Here is a 20,409-nt window from a genome sequence, read left to right on the forward strand (position 1 = left end):
ACAGTAACAGGGGCGTTACCAGATCTTCACGCCGGCCTCGGTTCAGCCTGTCTTCGTCGGTTTGCTTCGGGCGCTATAAATGTGATCGCGACGCCCCGCCATGGCCCTCAGCCTCGTAATTGCCCCGGCACTCAACTTTTAGTCGCACTGGCGATTTCACGCTCCCAGTAAGGCAGATCCCGGTCGAAATACCGCGCCAGAAACTCAATAAAGGTTCTTACCCGTAAAGGCAGGTAATTCGTCTTCGGATAGACGATATAGGCCGTAAACTCGCGCCACTTATAGTCTTCCAGTAGCAACATGAGTTCGCCGGAACAGATTGCCTGATAAGAGATAAATGTTGGCTGATTAATAATTCCACTTCCGGCGATCGCCATATCGCGCAGGAAAGCGCCGTTATTTGCGCTGATAAACGTAGCGGGATCGATAGCGCCCTTCTTTCCCGATGGATCAGTGTACAACCACTTCGAATCACGCGCCCCGCTGTAGCGTAAACAGTCTAACTCCAGCAGTTCTTTCGGGGTGCTGGGCAACGCCCTGTTTCTGAAATATTCAGGACTTGCCGCTACCGCATGCCGGATCTGTGTTAGAGGCCTGGCGGCCAGGCGACTGTCGGCCAGATCGGCTATACGCAGCGCCAGGTCGTAGCCACCATGGACCAGATCAATCTGACTGTCAGAAAAGTCGATATCAACCCTGACTAACGGGTGCAGTTTTATAAACTCGCGTATCGCCGGATTCAGGTGCATCAGGCCAAACGTCAGAGGCGACGCTATTCTCAGCCTGCCTTGTACCTGGCCACGTGAACCGCTTGCCACGGACTCTGCAACATCCACCGCCGACAAGATACTTTTGCACTGCTCCAGAAATGCCCTGCCTGAGTCAGTCAGGTTCAGGCGCCGGGTTGTCCGGGCCAGTAGCTGAACCTCAAGACGCGCTTCCAGATCAGACAGGCGTTTACTGACCACAGACTTTGCTACGGCCAGCTGTTCCGCAGCCGCAGATATAGAACCCGCTTCCACAACCCGTACAAAGGTCTCCATCTCCACCAACTTATCTGCCATACGCCCCTCTATACGACTCCTTTGTTCTTTAATAAAGAACAATATATTCGACCAGCCTCTGTTTTTCGACTCAAATAAGAAAAGTACTCTGGGCTTACATCAACGCAGCTCTATTGCCGCGGATACCAGAGGAGAATCCTGTTATGAATAAATTGCTGAGTATGGCGCTGTTAGGCGCTTCTTTGCTGCTGCCACTGCATAGCTTTGCAGATCAAACCGGCACAGAAGGCACACTAAAACTGGCTTATAGCGACGGCAGGCCGGTCACCAGCGGGGTCGATAACGTCAATGCTGTATTACGCTCAGTAGGAGTCCGGGTCAGTACCCTGCCTCTGCCTGACGCCGCACTTCCCATATTGGAGAGTTCACAGGCCCGGGCGATCACATCGGAAGAAGCCGATCAACTCATCTCGCACTTCTCCCTCAATCGCGGTGAATTGCTGGACGAAATTCGCAAAGCCGGTCGCAAACCTGAAGCACATCGGGGTGGTTACCTGTCCACCTCCGAAGGCGGCAACGCCCCCTATCCAAAAGTGTATGACATGAAGGCACTGACCCCGGAGATCAAAGCCTATCTGCAGGAAAAGTTTGGCAAGCTACACGTTAACAGTGCGGATAACGGCATGGGGATCGATGAAGTGATGACCATCGTATCCGGTGGCCCATGGACATGGTTTTTCTCTTTGCCGGACAACGTTGTCGGCAAACTCACCCTGGGCCATGTAGGTCTGAAGGGACAGGCCTGGCGAATTAGCTACCCCGGCCTTGGACCGCATGGCGGCTTTCTTGATTCCGACTACGGACTTGTCGTCGCCTATGCCCACGGTCCCGACAACTTCGTGATTCGCTACCAGGAACCAGGTATTGAAGGAGCCGAACTCCTCAATACCAACCCCTGGATCGATTTTTCTGCTGAAACACCCAAACTGCTCGACTAACAGAACTAGCTAAAACCAGGCCTGACAACGACCTTTCTGAAGAAAGCTGATTGTCAGGCCTTTGCTAATGAATGCCGCAACCACATTTAAGCTAGCTCTGCATACTAACTGTCTGCAATACACGCCCGCACTGAATGTCCGGATACACGATGGATCGACCTATATAAAACGCAGACAAAGCTCCTCTACAGGCCGCATGAACTGGTAGGCAATTTACCGCGTTCATGGAAATTAAAACGAAGACTATTCCAACCACCTGATTACAAAAGGCTTTTTACTAGCGAAGTAGCCGTACCAAATTGAAAGACCGCTTCTGGCATTTAGCAGTGATTCTAGGCCCGCAAACCTCACGACCGCTTTGGGACGGTAAGCGAGCACCTCATGATCCTAAGCTTTAAGTCTCCAACAGCAACAAAGGAGGCTTACCATCGCAGCTCCTCTATACCGCTCCAAACGTACACCGTGGAACAAAGGGAATCTGGTCGGCCAGAAGAAACCGCTCAAGCTCAGGGAAATCTGGGCTATCCGCATCAGGCTTCAGATAGTCCAATCTCATCGTGACTGGCCTTGTTCAACTTAGCTATTGATAGCAAGTTGAGAGCATGTGATTTGGTGAGGCTTCGAGTGAAAGATGTAGCACATGGCTCAGAGGTTCAGTCACGTGCCTTGATCCTACAGCAAAAGATACAGATACCAGTCCGATTCGAATTTATGGAACAGACAAAGCAATCTGTTCTGCACTGGATAAAACTGTCAGGTGGCCATGCAACAACTACCTGTTCCCAAATCGGAACGACAGGTCACGTCACATGAGTACGAGGCAAGATGCCCGTATCATGAAACGCTGGGTGACAACCATCGGTTTCGATGTTTCCGCCTACGGCATTCACTCGATGAGGCGAGCTAAACCGCCACTGATCTATAAACGAACTAAAAACCTCAGGGCAGTGCAATTGCTCCTTGGACATACCAAGCTGGAGAGTACCGTTCGTTATCTGGGTATTGATGTAGATGATGCTCTGGAAATGGCAGAACAGATTGAAGTCTGATGCAAAGGCCGCAGCGACCAGGACGGTCGCTTAACGGCACGAAACGGACGTTGTAGAACAATAAAAATCAGTCTCGAATTTTAGGGTCGCCAAACAGGAAAACGCAGGCCCTTTGCTTGCTCATCAGGTAGGACAAAGCCGATGCTGTAACGGCTCGGGTAATCGCTACATACATCTTGTTCTGAGCGTCTTCAGAACCTTCAGGAAAAGGTACAGCGTCACCTAACACGAATCGTGTCTGTCGAGGAGCTGGCAGAATCAAAACACGATCATAGCTTAACCCTTTACTAGCTGTGGGTACTGAGGAAGTTGTTCAGATGTTTGAGAAACAAACAGGCAATGGCATCTTCAACATTGCCCAAAATCGAAGACAATTCACTCTTAACGGCCTCGTGAAATCCTGTTTACACCGTAAACATGCTGTTAATTGTCTTCGTTCTAATTCCAACAGTCTTCGTTTTAATTACTTCGATCCAATTAGACCACCTGCCCCGCAGCCACACCTGAGGCCCAGGCCCATTGGAAGTTATGACCGCCCAGATGGCCAGTTACATCGAGGCATTCACCGATAAAATAGAGGCCCGGCGCCTTTTTCGCTTCCATGGTTTTGGAGGAGATCTCATCAGTAATGATGCCGCCGATGGTGACTTCGGCGGTACGGTAGCCTTCAGTGCCGCTGGGTTTGATAATCCAGTTGTGAAACTGATCAGCGATCGCTTGCAGCGCTTTGTTGCCCTGATCCGCCATAGTGCCCTTGATCCCCCAGTGATCACAGAAGGTATGGGCGATACTCTTGGTCATCTGCTGGCTGATCACATTGCTAACCTCAGCCTTGGGGCGTTCATCACGCTGCTGCTTCAGCCACTCATAAAGATCCAATTCGGGAAACAGGTCGATGCTGACGTTATCGCCCGGCGTCCAGTAGGAGCTGATCTGCAGAATCGCCGGGCCACTCAGGCCGCGATGGGTAAATAGCAGCGCTTCCTTAAACTGGGTCGGGCCGATAGAAGCAACAACGTTGTGAGAAGCCCCAGACAACGGCTTAAATACTTCCAGATCGGCAGGCTGCAGAGTGAAAGGCACCAAGGCAGCACGGGTATCGGTCATTTCCAGGCCAAACTGGCGGGCTACGTCAAAGGCAAAGCCTGTCGCACCACCATTGGGGATCGACAAACCACCGGTAGCAATTACCAATGACTGACACTGCACGTCACCCTGCGGTGTCACCAGATGATAGCCGCCATCACGGGCTGCTATTTCGGTAACGGCACTCTCGGTCCGCATCTCTACCCCAGCCCACTCACACTCGGTCAGCAGCATCTGCAGAATCTCCTTACTGGATTCATTGCAAAACAGCTGCCCCAGGGTCTTTTCGTGGAAATCGATCCCGTGGCGTTCGACCAGCTCAATAAAGGCCGCAGCGGGATAGCGACTCAGTGCTGATTTACAGAAATGAGGATTATCTGACAGGAAATTAGAAGGACCGTTATGAATATTGGTGAAGTTGCAGCGCCCGCCACCAGACATCAGGATCTTACGGCCAATCTTTCGGGTATGTTCCAGCAGCAATACTGAACGCCCACGATAGCCCGCCGCCGCCGCGCACATTAAGCCAGAAGCACCGCCACCAATAATGACCACATCGTATTGCTGCACGTATGAATACCCTTACCAAAAATCAAAGCGGCACATAGTAGCACAAGGAGGGTTTGTTACGTGCGCTTCTGCGCTTGGGGAAGTCGATTGGATATGGGTTAGGCAATCAGCACTTGTTCTTCCAAGCGTTAGCTGTCCGCTATGGTAGTGACTTTAAAAAGCCAGTGGCCACGGGACAGGGCCACTGGAATAGCACTAATCGACATCGGAGAAATGACGCGTTAACGTAAGCGAACGAGCCCGAAGGGGTTGGGAAACTGGCTCATCCGCACTCTTTCCTTAGAATTTCACCCGCAGACCAGTGGTTAGCACAGAGATATCGTCAAAGTTGGCACCGCTACGGTCCAGGCCGTGGATACCATAACCTGCGTAGAGATCGATGTTTTTAGTTGGGCTGTGCACATAACCCAAGACGATGGAATCGGCTGTATCGCCTTCGCTGACCAGATCGTTGGCGACCGCATAACGCACAGAAACAGCGTTTTTCTTATTCAGGATGTAGCCTGCCTTGACGGTATAGAAGTCCGCATCCGGGTTTGCCGGGTTATCGTCGGAAACAGTGGAGTAGGCTGCTGTCAGGTTAAAACCGCTTTTTGCCCGCCAGCTAGCAGATCCGCCGACAGTAACCTCGTCACCTGCTGTCCCGCCCTTGCTTTCAACAGAGTAACCCGCTCCGGCAAACAAGTGGCCGCCGCTACCAAGATCAAATAACCGACGCGCCCCGATCTCGGTAACATTATTGTTGGCTTTAACGCCGTGACTTACTGCAACCTGGAAGCCACCCAGTTTTGGCAGGTCATATCGCAGGCGGTCGTAACGACTCTCAAAGTCCAGATCGCTCATCGCTTTCTTGAGTGCGACCGTGGTCGAACTGTTGGCATCGATAAAGTTGATGTTGCCGCCCAGCAGAGATGGGTTGGTGAAAGAGATCACGCTGGTGCGAGACAGATCTCGTTCTACATTGCCGTTTGCCGCACCGTCACCCTGTCCGATAGAGATCTTACCAAATGCACCTTTGACGAATACATTGACATGGCGCTCTTCAAATTCAGGACTGATTGATTTGGTGGTGGAGGTTACCTTATTGGATGGATTTGATTGAAACTGCGCTTCAAAGTGAGCACCAAAGGTCAGATCATCTACTTCATGTGCCGCTACCAGGCCGACGCGAGTCGAGCTGCTGGTGTTATCAACGATAAAGGTCTCGCTGTCAGTTCCGTTATCGGTTGCCATCATCGCTTGGTTAATCTGGCCATAAAAATCAAGCTCTACGGCTTGTACTACACCCGATGATACTGCCAGCGCTGTACCAATAACGAGGTTCTTTGAGCAAGGCTTCATATACAAATTCCCCTACATATTGACCTCTTACTCGCCATGCCATAGTCGCTATACCGATATAAGAAGCCAAAGAGTTCTACTTATTATTCTCTCTGAAAAATCAAACCCTGCCTGCAACTGGCGTAGACGCTGCTCTACTCTTTAATGGTTACAGGCAAAGCTGTTTTCAGATTGAAGTACCGATGGGGATGCTATCAGCTCGCTCAACAACAAAATAATATTACAATTCTATTTTGGCTATATGATTTATATATATCAGAATCTCGCTAAATTAGCTTTATCAAAGAGTTGACTAAAGCGAAGCTTAAACCGGATAATCCCGAGAAACTCAAGCCGCATAATATCTATTAGAATCAATAAGTTACAGAAATCTCTTAATTCGGAAACCTGTAAGATTAAGATCCCAAAAATACCAGCGCTACCTAGCGCTAGAGAGGTATCATAGCTACGAGCGCTAAGCTAGGCACTAGAAATGTTTTGAGGAGTTTTATAATCTATAGGCGAGAGCATCAAAAATACAATGATATGTAGGGACACTAATAATTTGCGTAAAACGAAGATGTAAAAACACAGGCAGCCTGAGTCCTGTTTAGCACACCAAATTTTCGATATATTTTTTGAATAAATGACTTAACAGTATTTTTCTCTATACGCATCTCTTCTGCAATTCGATCATTATCCAGCCCTTCCCTTATATAATGCATTACTTCCCGCTCTCGGCGCGTAAGGCTAAGAGGGTCTGGGTAGAAGAGTTGTTTAATATGTTGATCGTATTGCAACTGCTTATTTACATGTTCGGCGCCATATTCAAGCAATAAGCGGATATAGTTCTCAGCATCCTGCAAAGATATGGCCAATGGGAGAACGATAGTTTCCTGTGCCGGAATCTTGCTCAAAGACTGCCCGAGCCTGGCATAAGGCGAAAACAACAGCATTTTTGGCAAACGAGTTCCAGCGCCGCACGCTTCGACAAAGCGCTGCGCATCCCGATACGAGAAGAAACATACCAGATCGACTGACGGGTTTTCTGGAACGGTCTCGGCCCAGGAACCAAGCTCGCGGATGTTGAGTTCAACCTGCAGATTGTCAAAGAGAGCTATCAGGCCAAGTCGATATAGAGGATAGCCACCGACGATAACAATGTTTAGTGAAGTCGACACTTGTTTTGAACTCATGCTGGATACCGCTCCCAGGCCCCTGTCCTGACCAATATGACACTGATCTCTTCATTACCTTTTTTGGCACTACTTTGCAGGGTTTCCCCGAGTAAGCCGAAAAAGCGCGGCTCAATGAGCCGCATAAGAAGCACCACTTTGAGGGCAGATGTAACTAAAACCACTTCCAACATCCAGGCGCTTGTGGCGTCAGTAGCCACTTCGCCTATGTCAGATCTTGTACTGCCTGGTTACAACAATCACCTCTTCCGGGCAGTTTCACTCCATGCTACCAGGCCTCGACAAGCTAAATAAAAGATGAATTACGTATGCATTGATATAGTTTTTTTGTATATCTAAGCACTCTCAATTACGCCTTGATTGCGATATATTTCAAGACGGTTAGCTATATAAAAAAAATATTGTGTTCCGGTATATGTAAGATTCTTGTATATGCTGGTGCAATGGCGCTCGAAGCCTGGGAGGCAGACGTTGAACCTACGACAGCTAAAGTACTTCATCTCTATCGTTGAACAGGGCAGCTTTCTCAAGGCAGCAAAAGTGCTATGTATCGCCCAGCCAGCGTTAAGTCAGCATATCGCCAATCTGGAAGATGAGCTTGGCACTCAGCTACTGATCCGTACACCAAGAGGCGTCACTGCGACACCCGCGGGAGAGGTACTCTACCAACACGCTCAGAAGATTTCGTCACAGTTAAAACAGGCACAGGATGATGTCCGTCTTGAGGCAAATTCGCCGAAAGGCGATGTAGCGGTTGTGTTGCCTCCAATGCTTTCGATCCATATAGCGCCGCGACTGGTTAAGCTGGTCGATGAGCAGTACCCCGACATCCAGCTTCGCGCCATGGAGGCCAGGAGTCTTAAGAGCCTGGCGATGGTTGAAAGCAGCCGAGCCGACCTCGGGGTCATCGCTGGAAGCACCCCAAGCAAAACGGTAAATACGCAATTACTTTACGAAGAGCCGCTTTACTTTGTTGAGCAGTACCCTAGCGAAGGCCAGCCCAAGGATATCGATGATGCGATATCGTTTCGCGAAGTTTCGAAGAAACCCTTGGCCGTCAGTCAGAAAAGCCATGCCGTCCGGGCGATGCTCGAAGATCTATCTGCGAAGAAGGATCTGCCGCTGAATATCAAGCTCGAAACGGAATCAACCCGGTTAATCATGAGTTTTGCCGCCAGTGGCGTGGCGAACGCCGTAATGCCCTGGCCGTCGATCTACAATATCTGGGAGCAGAAAAAGATAACGGCACGAAAGATTACCAGACCCGATATGGTGCGACAGGTCTGTATCGCCTGGCCAAAAAACTATCCACTTAATACGGCATCGATAATCGTCAAGGATATGATTTTTAAGATAATTAGGGATCTTTATGAGGAAGGCGTGATCGCAGGCCAGTGGCTGAGTGAGGATCAGCCCGAGGACTGCGATGCCATCGATCAGTAATGTGCGTTAGCCTAATCGTTGCGTGGGTTAAGCCCAAGCGCCCCGCTTTGCCGCTTGCTCAAAGGCCTGTGCCAACGTCCACCAGCGGGAACCCTGAGACCCGGCAAGGCAATGAATCTTCTCTGCCACCAGGTCCAGGCCTTTGGATTCTGCATAGTACATTGGGCCGCCCAGATGGCGTGGGAATCCGTAACCGTTTACAAATACCACATCAATATCCGCCGCACTGGTTGCGATCCCTTCTTCGAGAATATGGGCGCCCTCATTTACCAATCCAAGCATGCAGCGCTCAACGATCTCATCGTTCGAGATACTTCGCCGCTCAATCCCCAGTTCCTGGGCGACCTGCTCAATCAACTCCAGCACTTGTGTGTCATCCTGACCAGCTCCGGCACCATCCTCATAACGGTAGAATCCGGCGCCGGTTTTCTGGCCTTTGCGGCCAGATTCAACTAACCGATCATGCACTCTAAATGCCCGCTCATCGTACTGTGCAGCAGTCAGGGTACGACGCATCAGATACCCGATATCGATACCGGACATATCCGCTACCGCAAAGGGCCCCATGGCCATACCAAATTGGTAAAGTGCCTGATCAACCTGTGCCGGTGATGCGCCTTCGAGCAGCAGCAACCCCGCCTCACGCTGATAACATTGGTACATCCGATTGCCGATAAAACCGTGGCATACGCCACTTACAACACCGGTCTTGCCAAGTGTTTTGAGCAGTTTCATCACGGTGAGGATCACATCCGGGCTAACATAATCCGTCTTCACAACTTCAACCAGTTTCATCACATTGGCCGGGCTGAAAAAGTGCATACCAATCACGTTTTCTGGGCGAGCAACGGTCTCTGCCAGCCTGTTCATATCAAGGTAGGAAGTATTGCTGGCGATGATTGTATCCTGCTTACAAACGGCTTGTAGCTGCTGGAACACCTTGGCTTTAACCTCAATATCTTCGAACACCGCCTCCACCACCATATCCATATTGCCTAATGCGTTGTAATCGTTGGTCGTACAGATCCTGCCCTGCATCGCCTCGGACTGGTATTCACTCATGCGGCCTCGCTGAACTGATTTAGCATTCAGGCTGCGAATCCGGTCGATACCACTGGCCAGAGCTTCGGCGGATAGCTCAAGCAGAGTAACCTCGAAGCCACTGTGCGCGAATGCCATCGCAATACCGGTGCCCATAGTACCTGCACCAATCACAGCCACGCTTTTAACCGGCCTGGCTTCAGCCTCTTCCAGGCCGATGACCCTGCTGGCCTGACGTTCGGCAAAGAAGATATGCTGTAAGGCACGTGCTTGTTTGGATTGACGCAGGGCCAGGAACATCTCCCTTTCCAGCCTGCGCCCGGCTTCAAACGGCATGGTGCAGGCTGCTTCCACGGCGTCGATGCAGGCCTGCACGGATTGCACGCCACGCTGGCCTTTTGCTTTCGACTTTCGCCAGGAGTCAAAAAGCGCCGGTGGCAGGTTATCAGTCAGTCGTCTCGATACTCTTCTATCCTCCGGGACTACGGACGGAATACAGTTCGCGTAGTTGATAGCGGTATCGAGTAGATCACCATCAGTGACCTGATCGATCAGCCCAAGTTTCAATGCATCGTCGGTATCAACCGGTGCGCCAGAGGTGATCATATCCAGTGCCTTTTCGGCACCCACCAGCCGAGGCAGTCGTTGCGTTCCCCCTGCCCCGGGCACTAAACCCAGTTTTACCTCAGGGAGACCAAGCCGGCTGCCATTCACAGCGATGCGATAGTGACAGCCTAAGGCAATCTCAAGGCCGCCTCCTAATGCCTGGCCGTGAATCGCAGCTACAACTGGTTTATCACTGGCTTCTATCACTGCAACCACATCGGGCAGATCCGGCTCTAAGGAAGGTCTGCCAAATTCACTAACATCAGCACCGGCCATGAAGGTGCGTCCTGCACAGCAGATCAAAATGCGTCGCGCACGTTCATCGGCATTCGCAGCACTAACGGCATCCATGATGCCCTGGCGGACCGCCTGAGAAATCGCATTGACCGGGGGATGATCGACGGTGATTACCGCTACGCCATCTGATATCTGCATGCTGACTGCTGCCATAACATCCTCGCTTAGAATTTTGCTATATGGGTATGTTCCAGCCGGTTCACACCACTCGGTTGACCGCAGGGTAGCAAAGCGAAATCAGCGCAAAAAATACAATTTACATGTAGCGACTATCGCAATTCCCTATAGCTAAGGCACCGCAATCACAATCCTTTATTGCTATAACACCCCTGTCTCCTTAGCTATCATTTTTATATATATCAAGCAGACTTATTTAATATTTTTCTGATAGCAAATGTTCTTTTATCTTCGGTTTAACCTTCACGGGCTGTGACCTGACGACTGGATTGCCTGGTCTCGAATGTCGAATAACGCCCGCTGATATGACCCGCTTTAAGTAAACCGGAGAAACAGGTTAATGAACTTAGGTAGTCTCGTTGTCCGTGCCGCCCGCTTCTGGGGTGATCGCATAGCCCTCAAAGATGAACAAAAAACTGTCCGCTATTCTGAGCTGGACGAACGCTCCAACCGCCTGGTTAACGCCCTGCATACACTGGGCATCCATCAAGGCGACCGGGTCGCGGTACTGGCGTGGAACCGCACCGAGCTCGTTGAAGCAGAGGTCGCACTGTACAAAGGTGGCTTTGTGCGCGTACCGGTCAACGCCCGGCTGTCGGCGCAGGAAGCGGTGCATGTTTGTAACGATTCCCAGGCTAACCTGCTGATTGTCGATTCGCAGCATCTGGAAGCCGCAAAGCTGGCTCTGAACGAATGTCCAACCGTTTCCGGTATTCTGGTAATGGGTGACGGCATCACCGAAGACAGCTACGAAGCCGCGCTGAAAGACGCGTCTGCGAAATTAGAACTGCCTGATCTGGCTGGCGACGACCTGGCGGTACTGCACTACACCTCCGGTTCATCCGGAGTGCTGAAAGCTGCGATGCAGACCGTGGGTAACCGCATGGCCATTGTGCGTAAGGTCAACTACCGGGCCGGTCTGCACGTAGATCGTCCGGAGACCATGGTGCACGTGGGCCCGATCACCCACGCCTCCGGCATGTCGATCCTGCCGTTGCTGGCCCAGGGCTGTAAGCACGTGGTCCTGAGTCGCTTTGACGTGGATACCTACCTGAGCGTGATCGAAGCGGAAAAGGCGCAGCAGACTTATCTGGTGCCAACCATGATCAACCGTATCCTCTCTTCGCCGAATCGCGATAAGTATGACATCAGCAGTCTGCGCCAGATCCGTTACGGTGCAGCGCCAATCTCTGCTGCCCGCCTAAAAGAAGCAATCGAGTTCTTCGGCCCGATCCTGAACCAGGGTTACGGTGCCGGTGAAACTAACCACTCCGTTTGCATGCTGACTGAAGAGGACCACGCCAGCGCGCTTAACGGCTACCCGGAGCGCCTGACTTCCTGTGGTCGCCCGCTGTTTGAGAGCGAAGTAAAAATCGTCGATGACGCAGGCAACGAGATGCCAGTGGGTGAGCGCGGCGAGATGATCATCCGCGGCAACGACGTGATGGCGGGTTACTGGAACGCGCCGGATCTGACCGATGCGGCGCTGAAAAACGGCTACTACCACACCGGCGATATCGCTTACGCCGACGAGCACGGCTACCTGTTCATCGTCGATCGTAAGAAAGACATGATCGTCTCTGGCGGATTCAACGTCTATCCGAACGAAGTGGAGAACGCCCTCTATCACCACCCTTCCGTATTCGAGGCTTGCGTGGTTGGCGCGCCTGATCCGGATATGGGCGAAGTGGTACAAGCTGTGGTGGTGCTGAAAGAAGGTCACGAAGGCAATGCCGATGAGCTAATCGAACACTGCGCCAACGAGCTGGGTAAGTTCAAGAAACCCCACGCGGTGGATTTCGTGTCTGAACTGCCAAAGAACAACACCGGCAAAATCCAGCGCCGCGACGTACGTGCTGAGTACTGGAAAGGTCAGGACCGTAAGGTCTGATCCGCAAACGGCCAAGAGGAAACAATCCATGCAACATATGAAAAACGCCGGGATGCCGGAAGCGGACTTCAACGCCCTGCGCGAAAAGATGAACGCCTTCATTTACGATGAGCTGATACCACTGGAGAAAGAACAAGGCCTGACACCGGAAACCTGCTTCTCCCGTGATCAGCTGCAGGAGATCTGGCAGCGTTCCTACGAGCTGGGCATCTATGGCTGCAACCTGCCGAAAGAATTTGGCGGCCTGGGCCTGTCGATCAGCCAGCTGTGTATTTTGAAAGCCGACGCCACCCGTTCTAACGCCGCCTTATATGGCTGTGTACTGGGTGAGAACGGCGGCCCGATGCGTATCGGCTACATCCTCAATCAGGCGACCGAAGGCCAGCTAGAGGAGTTCTTTATCCCCACCGCACAGGGTAAGCGTGCCGGTTGTTTCGCCCTTACCGAGCCCCAGGCTGGCTCCGATGCAACCCGCATCGAGACCCGCGCATTACAGGACGGCGACGACTACATCCTCAACGGTCACAAGCGCTTTATCACGGCTTCGCGTACTTCCGATTATGCCATCGTGATGGCGGTTACCGATCCTGACGCAGGTACCGACGGCGTGACCGCCTTCCTGGTCGATGCAGATTCCGACGGCTACGAGATCGCTGGTGAATACCTACCGATGTCCGGCCAGCACATCGACAATGATATCTACCTGAAAGATGTGCGCGTTCCGGCGCGCAATATACTCGGCGGCCTGGGAAACGGCTTTAAACTAGGAATGAACCGCATAAATATCAATCGCTTACTGCAATGCCCTACCATGCTAGGTCATGCAGAATTCGTCTACGCGCAGGCAGTCGATTACGCCAACCGCCGTGTGCAATTTGGGCGTCCGATCGCCAACTTCCAGGCGATCCAGCACATGCTGGCCGATATGAAAACCGCCCTCTTCGCCTGTCGCAGCATGATCGAATCCGCAGCGGCCAAAGCGGACCGTGGCGAAGATATCCGCAGCGAAGCCTCCATGTGTAAGGTCTTCGTTGGCGAAAACGCTTTCCAGATCGCCGACAAGGCAATCCAGATCCACGGTTCTGTGGGCATGACTCAGGGTGAGCCTGTGGAATGGGTATTCCGTCGCCTGCGAATGTTCCGTGTCCTGACCGGTTCCAGCGAAGTTCAGCGCAATACCATCGCCAAAGGCATCAACAAAGACTGGCAGAAAGCCCAGCAGGCTGCAGAGGAAGCACAATCATGACTACCAACAACTGGTCCTTTCTGAAGGACATCCGCATTATCGATATGTCCCGCCTGCTGCCCGGCCCGATGACCACTCAGCTGCTGGCAGATCTCGGCGCGGAAGTGATCAAAATCGAAGAACCGAAAGAAGGCGACACCGGCCGTGTGTTGGGTAAAGACATGTTTGCGCGTCTTAACCGCAACAAGAAGTCACTGTCGATCAACCTGAAAAGCGACGAAGGCCGCGAGATCTTCCGCAAGCTGATCGCCGATGCCGACTGCCTGGTGGAGAGCTTCCGTCCGGGTGCGATGGAGCGTCTGGGATTCTCCTACGAGGAAGTCAAAGCGATCAACCCATCGCTGGTCTACCTGTCCCTGAGTGGTTACGGCCAGACCGGCCCCTACGCCAGCCGTGCCGGTCACGATATCGACTTCCTCGCTCTGTCCGGCTACTTCGGTGTGCCCTCCCAGGTCCAGGACAAGATTGCGCGTCCTAAGGTTCGCCTGAGTGACTACGCCGGCGCGATGTACGCGGCGCTGTCCCTCAGCGTAGCCCTGGCCAGCGCTAAGCAGTCCGGTGTCGGCCAGTACCTGGACGTAGCGATTCTGGATGCGATGACCGCATGGTCTGCGCCATTGCTGCGTGTTGCACACGATGTATGCGACAGTGATCCGGACAAAATGCCGTTCGTGATGCCGGATAACGATATCTTCGCCACCAAAGATGGTGAAAATCTGGCAATCGGCCTGTTCGAGAACAAATTCTGGAAACAACTGGTCGAGATGCTGTCCGGCGAATTCCCGGCGCTGGCCGATGAGCGCTTTGCCAACACCCGCCGGCGCAACCAGGCGAAGAAAGAGGTGCATGGCCTGTTGTCTGAAGTGTTCGCGTCCAAAACGCTTGCCGAGTGGACCGAGCTGTTCGAGCCTACCGACCTGCCCTGGGCACCGGTGCTACGTGATATGCGTTTCTTCGACGATCCACACATTCAGGCACGTGGCCTGATGCAGACCATGACCGACAAGAACGGCGAAAACGAGACCTTTCAGGTACGTTACCCGGTGAAATTCTCCGCCGGTCTCGATGACCTGCGCCTGCCGCCACCGGAGAAAGGCGAGCACACCAGCGAAGTGTTGGCTTCGCTGGGCCTGTCGCAAGACGAAATAAACGCACTGCGCGAAAGCGGCACCGTATAAGGAGCACTCCATGTCTGACGCTTATATTTGTGACGCCATCCGTACACCTTTCGGCCGCTACGGCGGCGGACTCTCCTCTGTGCGGGCCGACGACCTCGGTGCCGTGCCGCTGAAGGCACTAATGGAGCGCAACCCGAAGGTGGACTGGGAATCGGTCGACGATGTGATCTACGGCAACGCTAACCAGGCCGGTGAAGACAACCGCAACGTGGCGCGTATGTCAGCACTGCTGGCAGGTTTGCCCACGGCAGTAACGGGCACTACCATCAACCGGCTCTGCGGTTCCGGTATGGACGCCATCGGCACCGCAGCCCGCGCCATCAAGTCCGGTGAAGCGGATCTGATGATCGCCGGTGGTTGCGAGTCCATGTCCCGCGCACCGTTCGTGATGGGCAAGGCCGACACGGCTTTCTCCCGTAACGCCCAGATCGAAGACACCACTATCGGCTGGCGTTTCATCAACAAAAAGATGCAAGCGCAGTATGGTGTCGATTCCATGCCGGAAACAGCCGAGAACGTGGCGGAAGAATTCAACATCTCCCGTGAAGATCAGGACCTGTTCGCCCTGCGCAGCCAGCAGAAAACCGCAGCGGCGATGGAAGCTGCTCTGTTCAAGCAAGAGATCTGTCCCATCACCATTCCGCAGCGCAAAGGTAACGATCTGATTGTGGACACCGACGAACACCCACGTGCCTCCACCACGCTGGACGGGTTGGCGAAACTGAAAGCGCCATTCCGTGAAGGTGGCTCCGTCACCGCCGGAAATGCGTCCGGCGTCAACGACGGTGCCTGCGCCTTGTTGATCGCTTCCAAAGACGCAGCGATAAAATATGGCCTGACTCCAAAAGCGCGTGTTGTCGCGATGGCCACAGCGGGAATCGAGCCACGCATTATGGGCTTCGGCCCTGCCCCCGCAGTGCGCAAGGTGCTGGCGAAGTCTGGTTTGTCGTTGGCACAGATGGATGTGATCGAACTAAACGAAGCCTTTGCCTCCCAGAGCTTAGCAGTACTGCGTGATCTTGGCCTGCCGGACGATGCACCGCAAGTGAATCCCAACGGCGGTGCCATCGCTTTGGGCCATCCACTGGGCGCCAGTGGTGCACGGCTGGTGACTACCGCGATGTACCAACTGCACCGCACCGGTGGCCGTTATGCTCTGTGCACTATGTGCATCGGTGTAGGTCAGGGGATTGCTTTAACTATTGAGCGGGTTTGAACCTTCAGGGGGCAGAATTCATTCTGCCCCCTTTCTATCCTGTTACTTTAGTGATTACCCCGGCCATCGCATCTATCGCCCACTTTTCCATCGCTTCCAGAATCGATCAGAAAGCTGGGCCTTTTGGCATTAACCGATGTTCAACATGGGGCGGCTCCATATCTTTGGCATAGCGCGCGACTGCACCGCAACTATCAATCTAGAGGCTTTCAACGTAGCGAATCATATGCCGACGTTCGACCTGAGTGGGCAATCGGCCATAAAGCGCCCCCATGTTCTCCTCCATGTGCGCAATCTGAGAGGTAGCGGGAATCGCACAAGTAACTGCCGGGTGCGAAACGACAAACTTCAGGAAGAACTGTGCCCAGTTTGCGCAATCTATCTCAGGCGCCCAGGGTGGAAGCGGCTGATTTTGGAAGAGATGAAAGAGTGCTTTGCGCCGGAACGGACGATTAGCGATCACCGCGATGCCGCGCTCGGCGGCCATGGGCAGTAAACGCGCCTCCGCCTCGCGATCGAGAATGTTATAGGTCAACTGCACGAAGTCGAGTGGCTCCTGGCGCATAATCTGCTCAAACTTCGTATGACGCCGGCCATGGGAGGTGGTTATGCCAATATAGCGGATACGCCCTGCCTCCTTCCCCTTGCGGAGGGTTTTCAGATGATCCTCCCAGCTAAGGATATTGTGCACCTGTATCAGGTCGAAGGTGTTAACGTCCCATAGATCCTGTGATGTCGCTATCTGCGCAGGGCCTTGGGAGCTGAACCAGGTCCAGACTTTAGTTGCAGTGAAGGGGTCTGCTGTATTGCTAAGCTGCTTCAGGCAGTAACCGATCACCGCCTCCGACGAACCGTACATTGGCGAGGAATCGATCATCCGCCCGCCTCGGTCAAAAAACGTCTGCAGAATTTTCATGCGATGACCGAGCAACCGACTATCACGCCCGACATCGAAGGTCTTCCAGGTCCCCATACCGATGACTGGTAAGGTTTCGCCTGTGGCAGGAATCGCTTTAACCAACGGCTGACTGGATATCGCCCGGGCAGGCAGGGCTCCGAGTGATGCGAGTGCGCTCCCGTAGGCCAGCAACCATAGAACGTCGCGACGGTTCAGCCCCCTAGAGAATGTCCCCATAACTGCCAGCCCTCCATCGAATATGCCGGCGGCATTGGTTGATATCCGAACGGCTCTCTACCATAAGCTTAACTTTAGAGCCGTAATACCGTTAGCTACGGCCCCTTCAGTTCAAAGGTTGCAGCTGCGCCGAGTGCTGAGCTGGACGAACACCAGACCGATAAAACACAGCGGTTTGCTATTATAAATTCTTATACACCCCTATATATCTATAGTATTTTTCAGATACCCAAGCCGTTGTTATCGTAGTTTCAGTTATCGCCGATTGCAGTAGATCGCAATCCAGGCGTTTTTCGCTGAATACGAGACAAGCCAGATGCTGACAACTCCTCAAGACTCAGCACCGCTGTGTGCGGCTGCCGATCCAGACGTTCGCCCGGCAAGGTTTACGCCTCCTGCCAATGCCTGTGACTGCCACGCCCATGTGTTTGGGCCCGTCGATCGATACCCCTATGTCGCAGATCGAACTTACACCCCACCTGATGCTTCTTTCGAACAGTATCAGCAGATACTTCAGAAGCTCGGTCTTGAACGCGGTGTAATTGTGCAGCCCAGCGTGCTGGGCACCGATAACCGCGCCACCCTGGATGCCGTCGCTGCTGGTGGCGAACAGTTCCGTGCCGTCGTGGTGGTAAACGAAGATATCTCCGCGCAAGAGCTGCAAGCAATGTATGACGCTGGTGCACGGGGCGTGCGGATAAACCTGCTGTTTCGCAGCAACTTTCGGGTGGACGATCTTCGCAGGCTAGCGACGAAGCTGGCCGATGCCAATATGCATCTGCAGCTTCTGGTCGATGTATCCCAGTTTAGCGAACTCAAAGCCACCCTGGGCGACCTGCCGGTGGAGTTGGTATTCGACCATATGGGCCATATGCCGACGACTCAGAGTCAGGCGCATGCTGGTTTTCAGGACCTGTTGGCACTGGTGGGCGACGGCAAAGCCTGGGTGAAGCTCTCCGGCAGCTACCGTTTTACCGCTGAAACTAGCGCCCCTTATCAGGACGTCACTGCGGTAGCACAAGCCCTGATCAGCACTAACCCGGAACGCATGGTCTGGGCCTCCGACTGGCCACATCCGCATATCCCGCTGACGATGCCCAATGATGGCGATCTGCTCGATATGCTGGCGCTCTGGGCCCCGGATGACTCCGTTCGCAACCGCATTCTGGTTGATAACCCGTCACAGCTTTACGGCTTTTAAGCGCATTTATCTACGCGTAACAACAATAAGCCCGGGACCGATCCCGGCGAGGACAAACACACATGCAATTAACTGCGCATCAACAAAAGATGCTTGATGGCAACTTCGGCCCCGCCTATGCCTGGGCAATGAAGTTTCTGGCAGATACCGGTAGCGTGCTGGGTGCCGACCGGCTGATACCTATCCGTTACGCCTTTTTTATGGCCGATACCGACGCTATGGGCGAAGCAGGTATCAACTTTATGGAAGAGTTGGCACTGGCTGCGCCGGAGCAACGCATCCCTGCCGCCAATCTCTATCTGGAGAGTCGCCAGACCGCCGCTGAACTTGCCGATTACGGCCTACCACAGTGGTTTATGGACCTGGACCAGCGCCGCCTGAATGCCATCGCCAAGCTGGGTTGCATTATGGAGTACGGTCATATCAACAACCACTCCATCCCCGCGCCCTGCTTTGGTGAATCTATTGCGATGGGCTCGACGCCTACGGCGATCTATGCCAACTCCGCCCTGGGTGCACGCACTAACTTTGAAGCGGGTCCCGCTGCTTTAGCGTCTGCGCTGGCCGGATACGTACCACGCTGGGGCCTGCATCTGGATGAAAACCGCGTCCCTAAGCGCGTATTCGAAGTAGAGCGCACACCACAAAGCCTCGCGGAATGGGGTGCCTTAGGCGCGGCTATCGGCCTGCGTCTAAACAACGCCAGCGAAATTCCGCTGATCAAAGGGCTACGGGAACATCCGGGTGCACTGGCTCTGAATCATATAGGTGCATCCCTGGCCAGTTACGCCGCCGTAGGCCTGTTCCACATTGAAGGAGTAACGCCGGAAGCGCACCAGTTCAACGATATCGATCTGCCGGTGGAGAGGCTGACCGCTACCGAACTGGACGCCGTAATAAGCACCGAAAAGCTCGACGGTCAGGTGCTGGATTTGGTGGTGCTGGGCGCACCGCAGATGGGCTGGAACGAAGTGGTTGAGCTGGCACAACTGCTAGACGGCAATCAGGTAGCAGACTGCACCACCCTGCTGGCCTTTGTCGACAAGGGCAGCATCGAAACCGCCCGTACACTGGGGCTAGCTGACAAACTGGAAGCCGCCGGCTGCCGTTTACTGGATGGTATCGATTATTTCCAGTCCGGCTCCGAGCCAATCCGTCAGGCCAATGGTTGGACCACCACCCTAACGGCTTCGCCGAAGCTGGGCAACATCCTCAACGGTGCCGGCTATAAAGCCGCTGCGACAACACTGGAAACTTGTGTGGCCTCCGCTATTGCCGGGCACGTAATTCAAGGGGAGGCAAAGGCATGAACAAGCTGAAGAGTTCTAAACCAGGACTGGGGGCAGCAGTTGAAGGTAAAGCGCTGGTGCTGAAATGCGCCTTTTCCGCCCGTTATGACCTGGACGTCAAGACCGGCAAATTCCTTCGCCCCGGCCTCGCTACGGAAGATGCCTGCGTCGCAGGAAAAATCCTGATCGCTGACCGCGCCAAGGGCGGTGTAGCCAGCTCATGGCTGCTTCGTGAGATGGTTCGCCTTGGTACTGCGCCAGCCGCGCTGGTATTTAACAACGCGGGGCCGGTAATGGTGCAGGCTGCTGCCTTTGCGGGCATCTCGCTGCTGGATGGATTTGAAGAAGATGTGACCGAAGTACTGACTCAAGACCAACAGCTTTGGCTAGATCCGGCCAATCGGGAAATTGTTGCCGAATAAACTTGTCAGCTCTCGAATACAGAACCCGGCTACAAGCCGGGTTT

Annotated in this window: 16 protein-coding genes; 10 read left to right on the top strand and 6 right to left on the bottom strand. The window is 53.4% G+C overall.

The features are described from left to right. Positions 1 to 131 precede the first annotated feature (131 nt). A complete protein-coding gene (locus tag Q354_RS0104040; RefSeq protein ID WP_027856497.1) occupies positions 132 to 1,064 on the bottom strand; it encodes a LysR family transcriptional regulator in 933 nt (310 codons plus the stop codon). Between the two features lie 143 nt (positions 1,065 to 1,207). On the opposite strand from Q354_RS0104040, the gene Q354_RS0104045 reads away from it, so the two are divergent. Both Q354_RS0104045 and Q354_RS28940 read left to right on the top strand, forming a co-directional pair. After that, entirely contained in the window at positions 1,208 to 2,002 is a 795-nt protein-coding gene (locus Q354_RS0104045; RefSeq protein WP_027856498.1) for a hypothetical protein, read from the top strand. A gap of 809 nt (positions 2,003 to 2,811) precedes the next feature. Continuing rightward, on the top strand, positions 2,812 to 3,051 hold the full coding sequence (locus tag Q354_RS28940; protein WP_322786129.1) for a site-specific integrase: 240 nt from the start codon (positions 2,812 to 2,814) through the stop codon (positions 3,049 to 3,051). Between the two features lie 477 nt (positions 3,052 to 3,528). Here the strand turns inward: Q354_RS28940 and Q354_RS0104055 are convergent, their stop codons facing one another. From Q354_RS0104055 to Q354_RS0104065, 3 genes are all read right to left on the bottom strand, one after another. Next, positions 3,529 to 4,707: a BaiN/RdsA family NAD(P)/FAD-dependent oxidoreductase gene (locus tag Q354_RS0104055; RefSeq protein WP_027856499.1), complete on the bottom strand. Its 1,179-nt coding sequence runs from the start codon at positions 4,705 to 4,707 to the stop codon at positions 3,529 to 3,531. A gap of 279 nt (positions 4,708 to 4,986) precedes the next feature. Next, positions 4,987 to 6,048 (bottom strand): porin, encoded by a 1,062-nt coding sequence (locus Q354_RS0104060; RefSeq protein ID WP_027856500.1) that lies wholly within the window; start codon positions 6,046 to 6,048, stop codon positions 4,987 to 4,989. Between the two features lie 536 nt (positions 6,049 to 6,584). Then, complete coding sequence (locus tag Q354_RS0104065) at positions 6,585 to 7,223, bottom strand: response regulator transcription factor (protein ID WP_027856501.1); 639 nt, start codon at positions 7,221 to 7,223, stop codon at positions 6,585 to 6,587. A gap of 471 nt (positions 7,224 to 7,694) precedes the next feature. On the opposite strand from Q354_RS0104065, the gene Q354_RS0104075 reads away from it, so the two are divergent. After that, complete coding sequence (locus tag Q354_RS0104075) at positions 7,695 to 8,666, top strand: LysR family transcriptional regulator (RefSeq protein WP_169828858.1); 972 nt, start codon at positions 7,695 to 7,697, stop codon at positions 8,664 to 8,666. 27 nt (positions 8,667 to 8,693) lie between these two features. Here Q354_RS0104075 and Q354_RS0104080 read toward each other — a convergent pair whose 3' ends face one another. Continuing rightward, positions 8,694 to 10,748 (bottom strand): 3-hydroxyacyl-CoA dehydrogenase NAD-binding domain-containing protein, encoded by a 2,055-nt coding sequence (locus Q354_RS0104080; protein ID WP_211252201.1) that lies wholly within the window; start codon positions 10,746 to 10,748, stop codon positions 8,694 to 8,696. Between the two features lie 379 nt (positions 10,749 to 11,127). On the opposite strand from Q354_RS0104080, the gene Q354_RS0104085 reads away from it, so the two are divergent. The 4 genes from Q354_RS0104085 to pcaF are packed head-to-tail and all read left to right on the top strand — an operon-like array spanning position 11,128 to position 16,318. Next, on the top strand, positions 11,128 to 12,678 hold the full coding sequence (locus Q354_RS0104085) for a class I adenylate-forming enzyme family protein (RefSeq protein WP_027856505.1): 1,551 nt from the start codon (positions 11,128 to 11,130) through the stop codon (positions 12,676 to 12,678). 28 nt (positions 12,679 to 12,706) lie between these two features. Beyond that, entirely contained in the window at positions 12,707 to 13,924 is a 1,218-nt protein-coding gene (locus Q354_RS24530) for an acyl-CoA dehydrogenase family protein (RefSeq protein ID WP_211252203.1), read from the top strand. After that, positions 13,921 to 15,102, top strand: coding sequence for a CaiB/BaiF CoA transferase family protein (locus Q354_RS24535; protein ID WP_084332467.1), 1,182 nt, complete (start codon positions 13,921 to 13,923; stop codon positions 15,100 to 15,102). The genes Q354_RS24530 and Q354_RS24535 overlap by 4 nt, the downstream gene beginning before the upstream one ends. 10 nt (positions 15,103 to 15,112) lie before the next feature. Continuing rightward, positions 15,113 to 16,318, top strand: a complete 1,206-nt coding sequence (gene pcaF, locus Q354_RS0104100; RefSeq protein WP_027856506.1) for a 3-oxoadipyl-CoA thiolase — start codon at positions 15,113 to 15,115, stop codon at positions 16,316 to 16,318. A gap of 199 nt (positions 16,319 to 16,517) precedes the next feature. Here the strand turns inward: pcaF and Q354_RS0104105 are convergent, their stop codons facing one another. Further along, on the bottom strand, positions 16,518 to 17,453 hold the full coding sequence (locus tag Q354_RS0104105; RefSeq protein ID WP_051559872.1) for an aldo/keto reductase: 936 nt from the start codon (positions 17,451 to 17,453) through the stop codon (positions 16,518 to 16,520). A gap of 316 nt (positions 17,454 to 17,769) precedes the next feature. Here Q354_RS0104105 and Q354_RS0104110 point away from each other — a divergent pair, with 316 nt between their 5' ends. The 3 genes from Q354_RS0104110 to Q354_RS0104120 all read left to right on the top strand — a co-directional run bounded on the left by Q354_RS0104110 (position 17,770) and on the right by Q354_RS0104120 (position 20,365). Beyond that, positions 17,770 to 18,654, top strand: coding sequence for an amidohydrolase family protein (locus Q354_RS0104110; RefSeq protein ID WP_036228451.1), 885 nt, complete (start codon positions 17,770 to 17,772; stop codon positions 18,652 to 18,654). A 62-nt stretch (positions 18,655 to 18,716) separates the two neighbouring features. Further along, complete coding sequence (locus tag Q354_RS0104115) at positions 18,717 to 19,964, top strand: aconitase X (RefSeq protein WP_084332468.1); 1,248 nt, start codon at positions 18,717 to 18,719, stop codon at positions 19,962 to 19,964. Further along, positions 19,961 to 20,365 (top strand): aconitase X swivel domain-containing protein, encoded by a 405-nt coding sequence (locus tag Q354_RS0104120; RefSeq protein WP_027856510.1) that lies wholly within the window; start codon positions 19,961 to 19,963, stop codon positions 20,363 to 20,365. Before Q354_RS0104115 ends, Q354_RS0104120 begins: the two co-directional genes overlap by 4 nt. The last annotated feature ends 44 nt before the right edge of the window (positions 20,366 to 20,409 follow it).

Source organism: Marinobacterium jannaschii DSM 6295 (assembly GCF_000620085.1).
GTDB classification, from domain to species: Bacteria; Pseudomonadota; Gammaproteobacteria; order Pseudomonadales; family Balneatricaceae; genus Pontibacterium; species Pontibacterium jannaschii.

What these genes read in the sequence shown, in the direction of transcription:
- Q354_RS0104040 (WP_027856497.1), bottom strand. Translation starts at nt 1,064, where the DNA reads ATGGCAGATAAGTTGGTGGAGATGGAGACCTTTGTACGGGTTGTGGAA.
- Q354_RS0104045 (WP_027856498.1), top strand. Translation starts at nt 1,208, where the DNA reads ATGAATAAATTGCTGAGTATGGCGCTGTTAGGCGCTTCTTTGCTGCTG.
- Q354_RS28940 (WP_322786129.1), top strand. Translation starts at nt 2,812, where the DNA reads ATGAGTACGAGGCAAGATGCCCGTATCATGAAACGCTGGGTGACAACC.
- Q354_RS0104060 (WP_027856500.1), bottom strand. Translation starts at nt 6,048, where the DNA reads ATGAAGCCTTGCTCAAAGAACCTCGTTATTGGTACAGCGCTGGCAGTA.
- Q354_RS0104065 (WP_027856501.1), bottom strand. Translation starts at nt 7,223, where the DNA reads ATGAGTTCAAAACAAGTGTCGACTTCACTAAACATTGTTATCGTCGGT.
- Q354_RS0104080 (WP_211252201.1), bottom strand. Translation starts at nt 10,748, where the DNA reads ATGCAGATATCAGATGGCGTAGCGGTAATCACCGTCGATCATCCCCCG.
- Q354_RS0104085 (WP_027856505.1), top strand. Translation starts at nt 11,128, where the DNA reads ATGAACTTAGGTAGTCTCGTTGTCCGTGCCGCCCGCTTCTGGGGTGAT.
- Q354_RS24530 (WP_211252203.1), top strand. Translation starts at nt 12,707, where the DNA reads ATGCAACATATGAAAAACGCCGGGATGCCGGAAGCGGACTTCAACGCC.
- Q354_RS24535 (WP_084332467.1), top strand. Translation starts at nt 13,921, where the DNA reads ATGACTACCAACAACTGGTCCTTTCTGAAGGACATCCGCATTATCGAT.
- pcaF (WP_027856506.1), top strand. Translation starts at nt 15,113, where the DNA reads ATGTCTGACGCTTATATTTGTGACGCCATCCGTACACCTTTCGGCCGC.
- Q354_RS0104105 (WP_051559872.1), bottom strand. Translation starts at nt 17,453, where the DNA reads ATGGGGACATTCTCTAGGGGGCTGAACCGTCGCGACGTTCTATGGTTG.
- Q354_RS0104110 (WP_036228451.1), top strand. Translation starts at nt 17,770, where the DNA reads ATGCTGACAACTCCTCAAGACTCAGCACCGCTGTGTGCGGCTGCCGAT.
- Q354_RS0104115 (WP_084332468.1), top strand. Translation starts at nt 18,717, where the DNA reads ATGCAATTAACTGCGCATCAACAAAAGATGCTTGATGGCAACTTCGGC.
- Q354_RS0104120 (WP_027856510.1), top strand. Translation starts at nt 19,961, where the DNA reads ATGAACAAGCTGAAGAGTTCTAAACCAGGACTGGGGGCAGCAGTTGAA.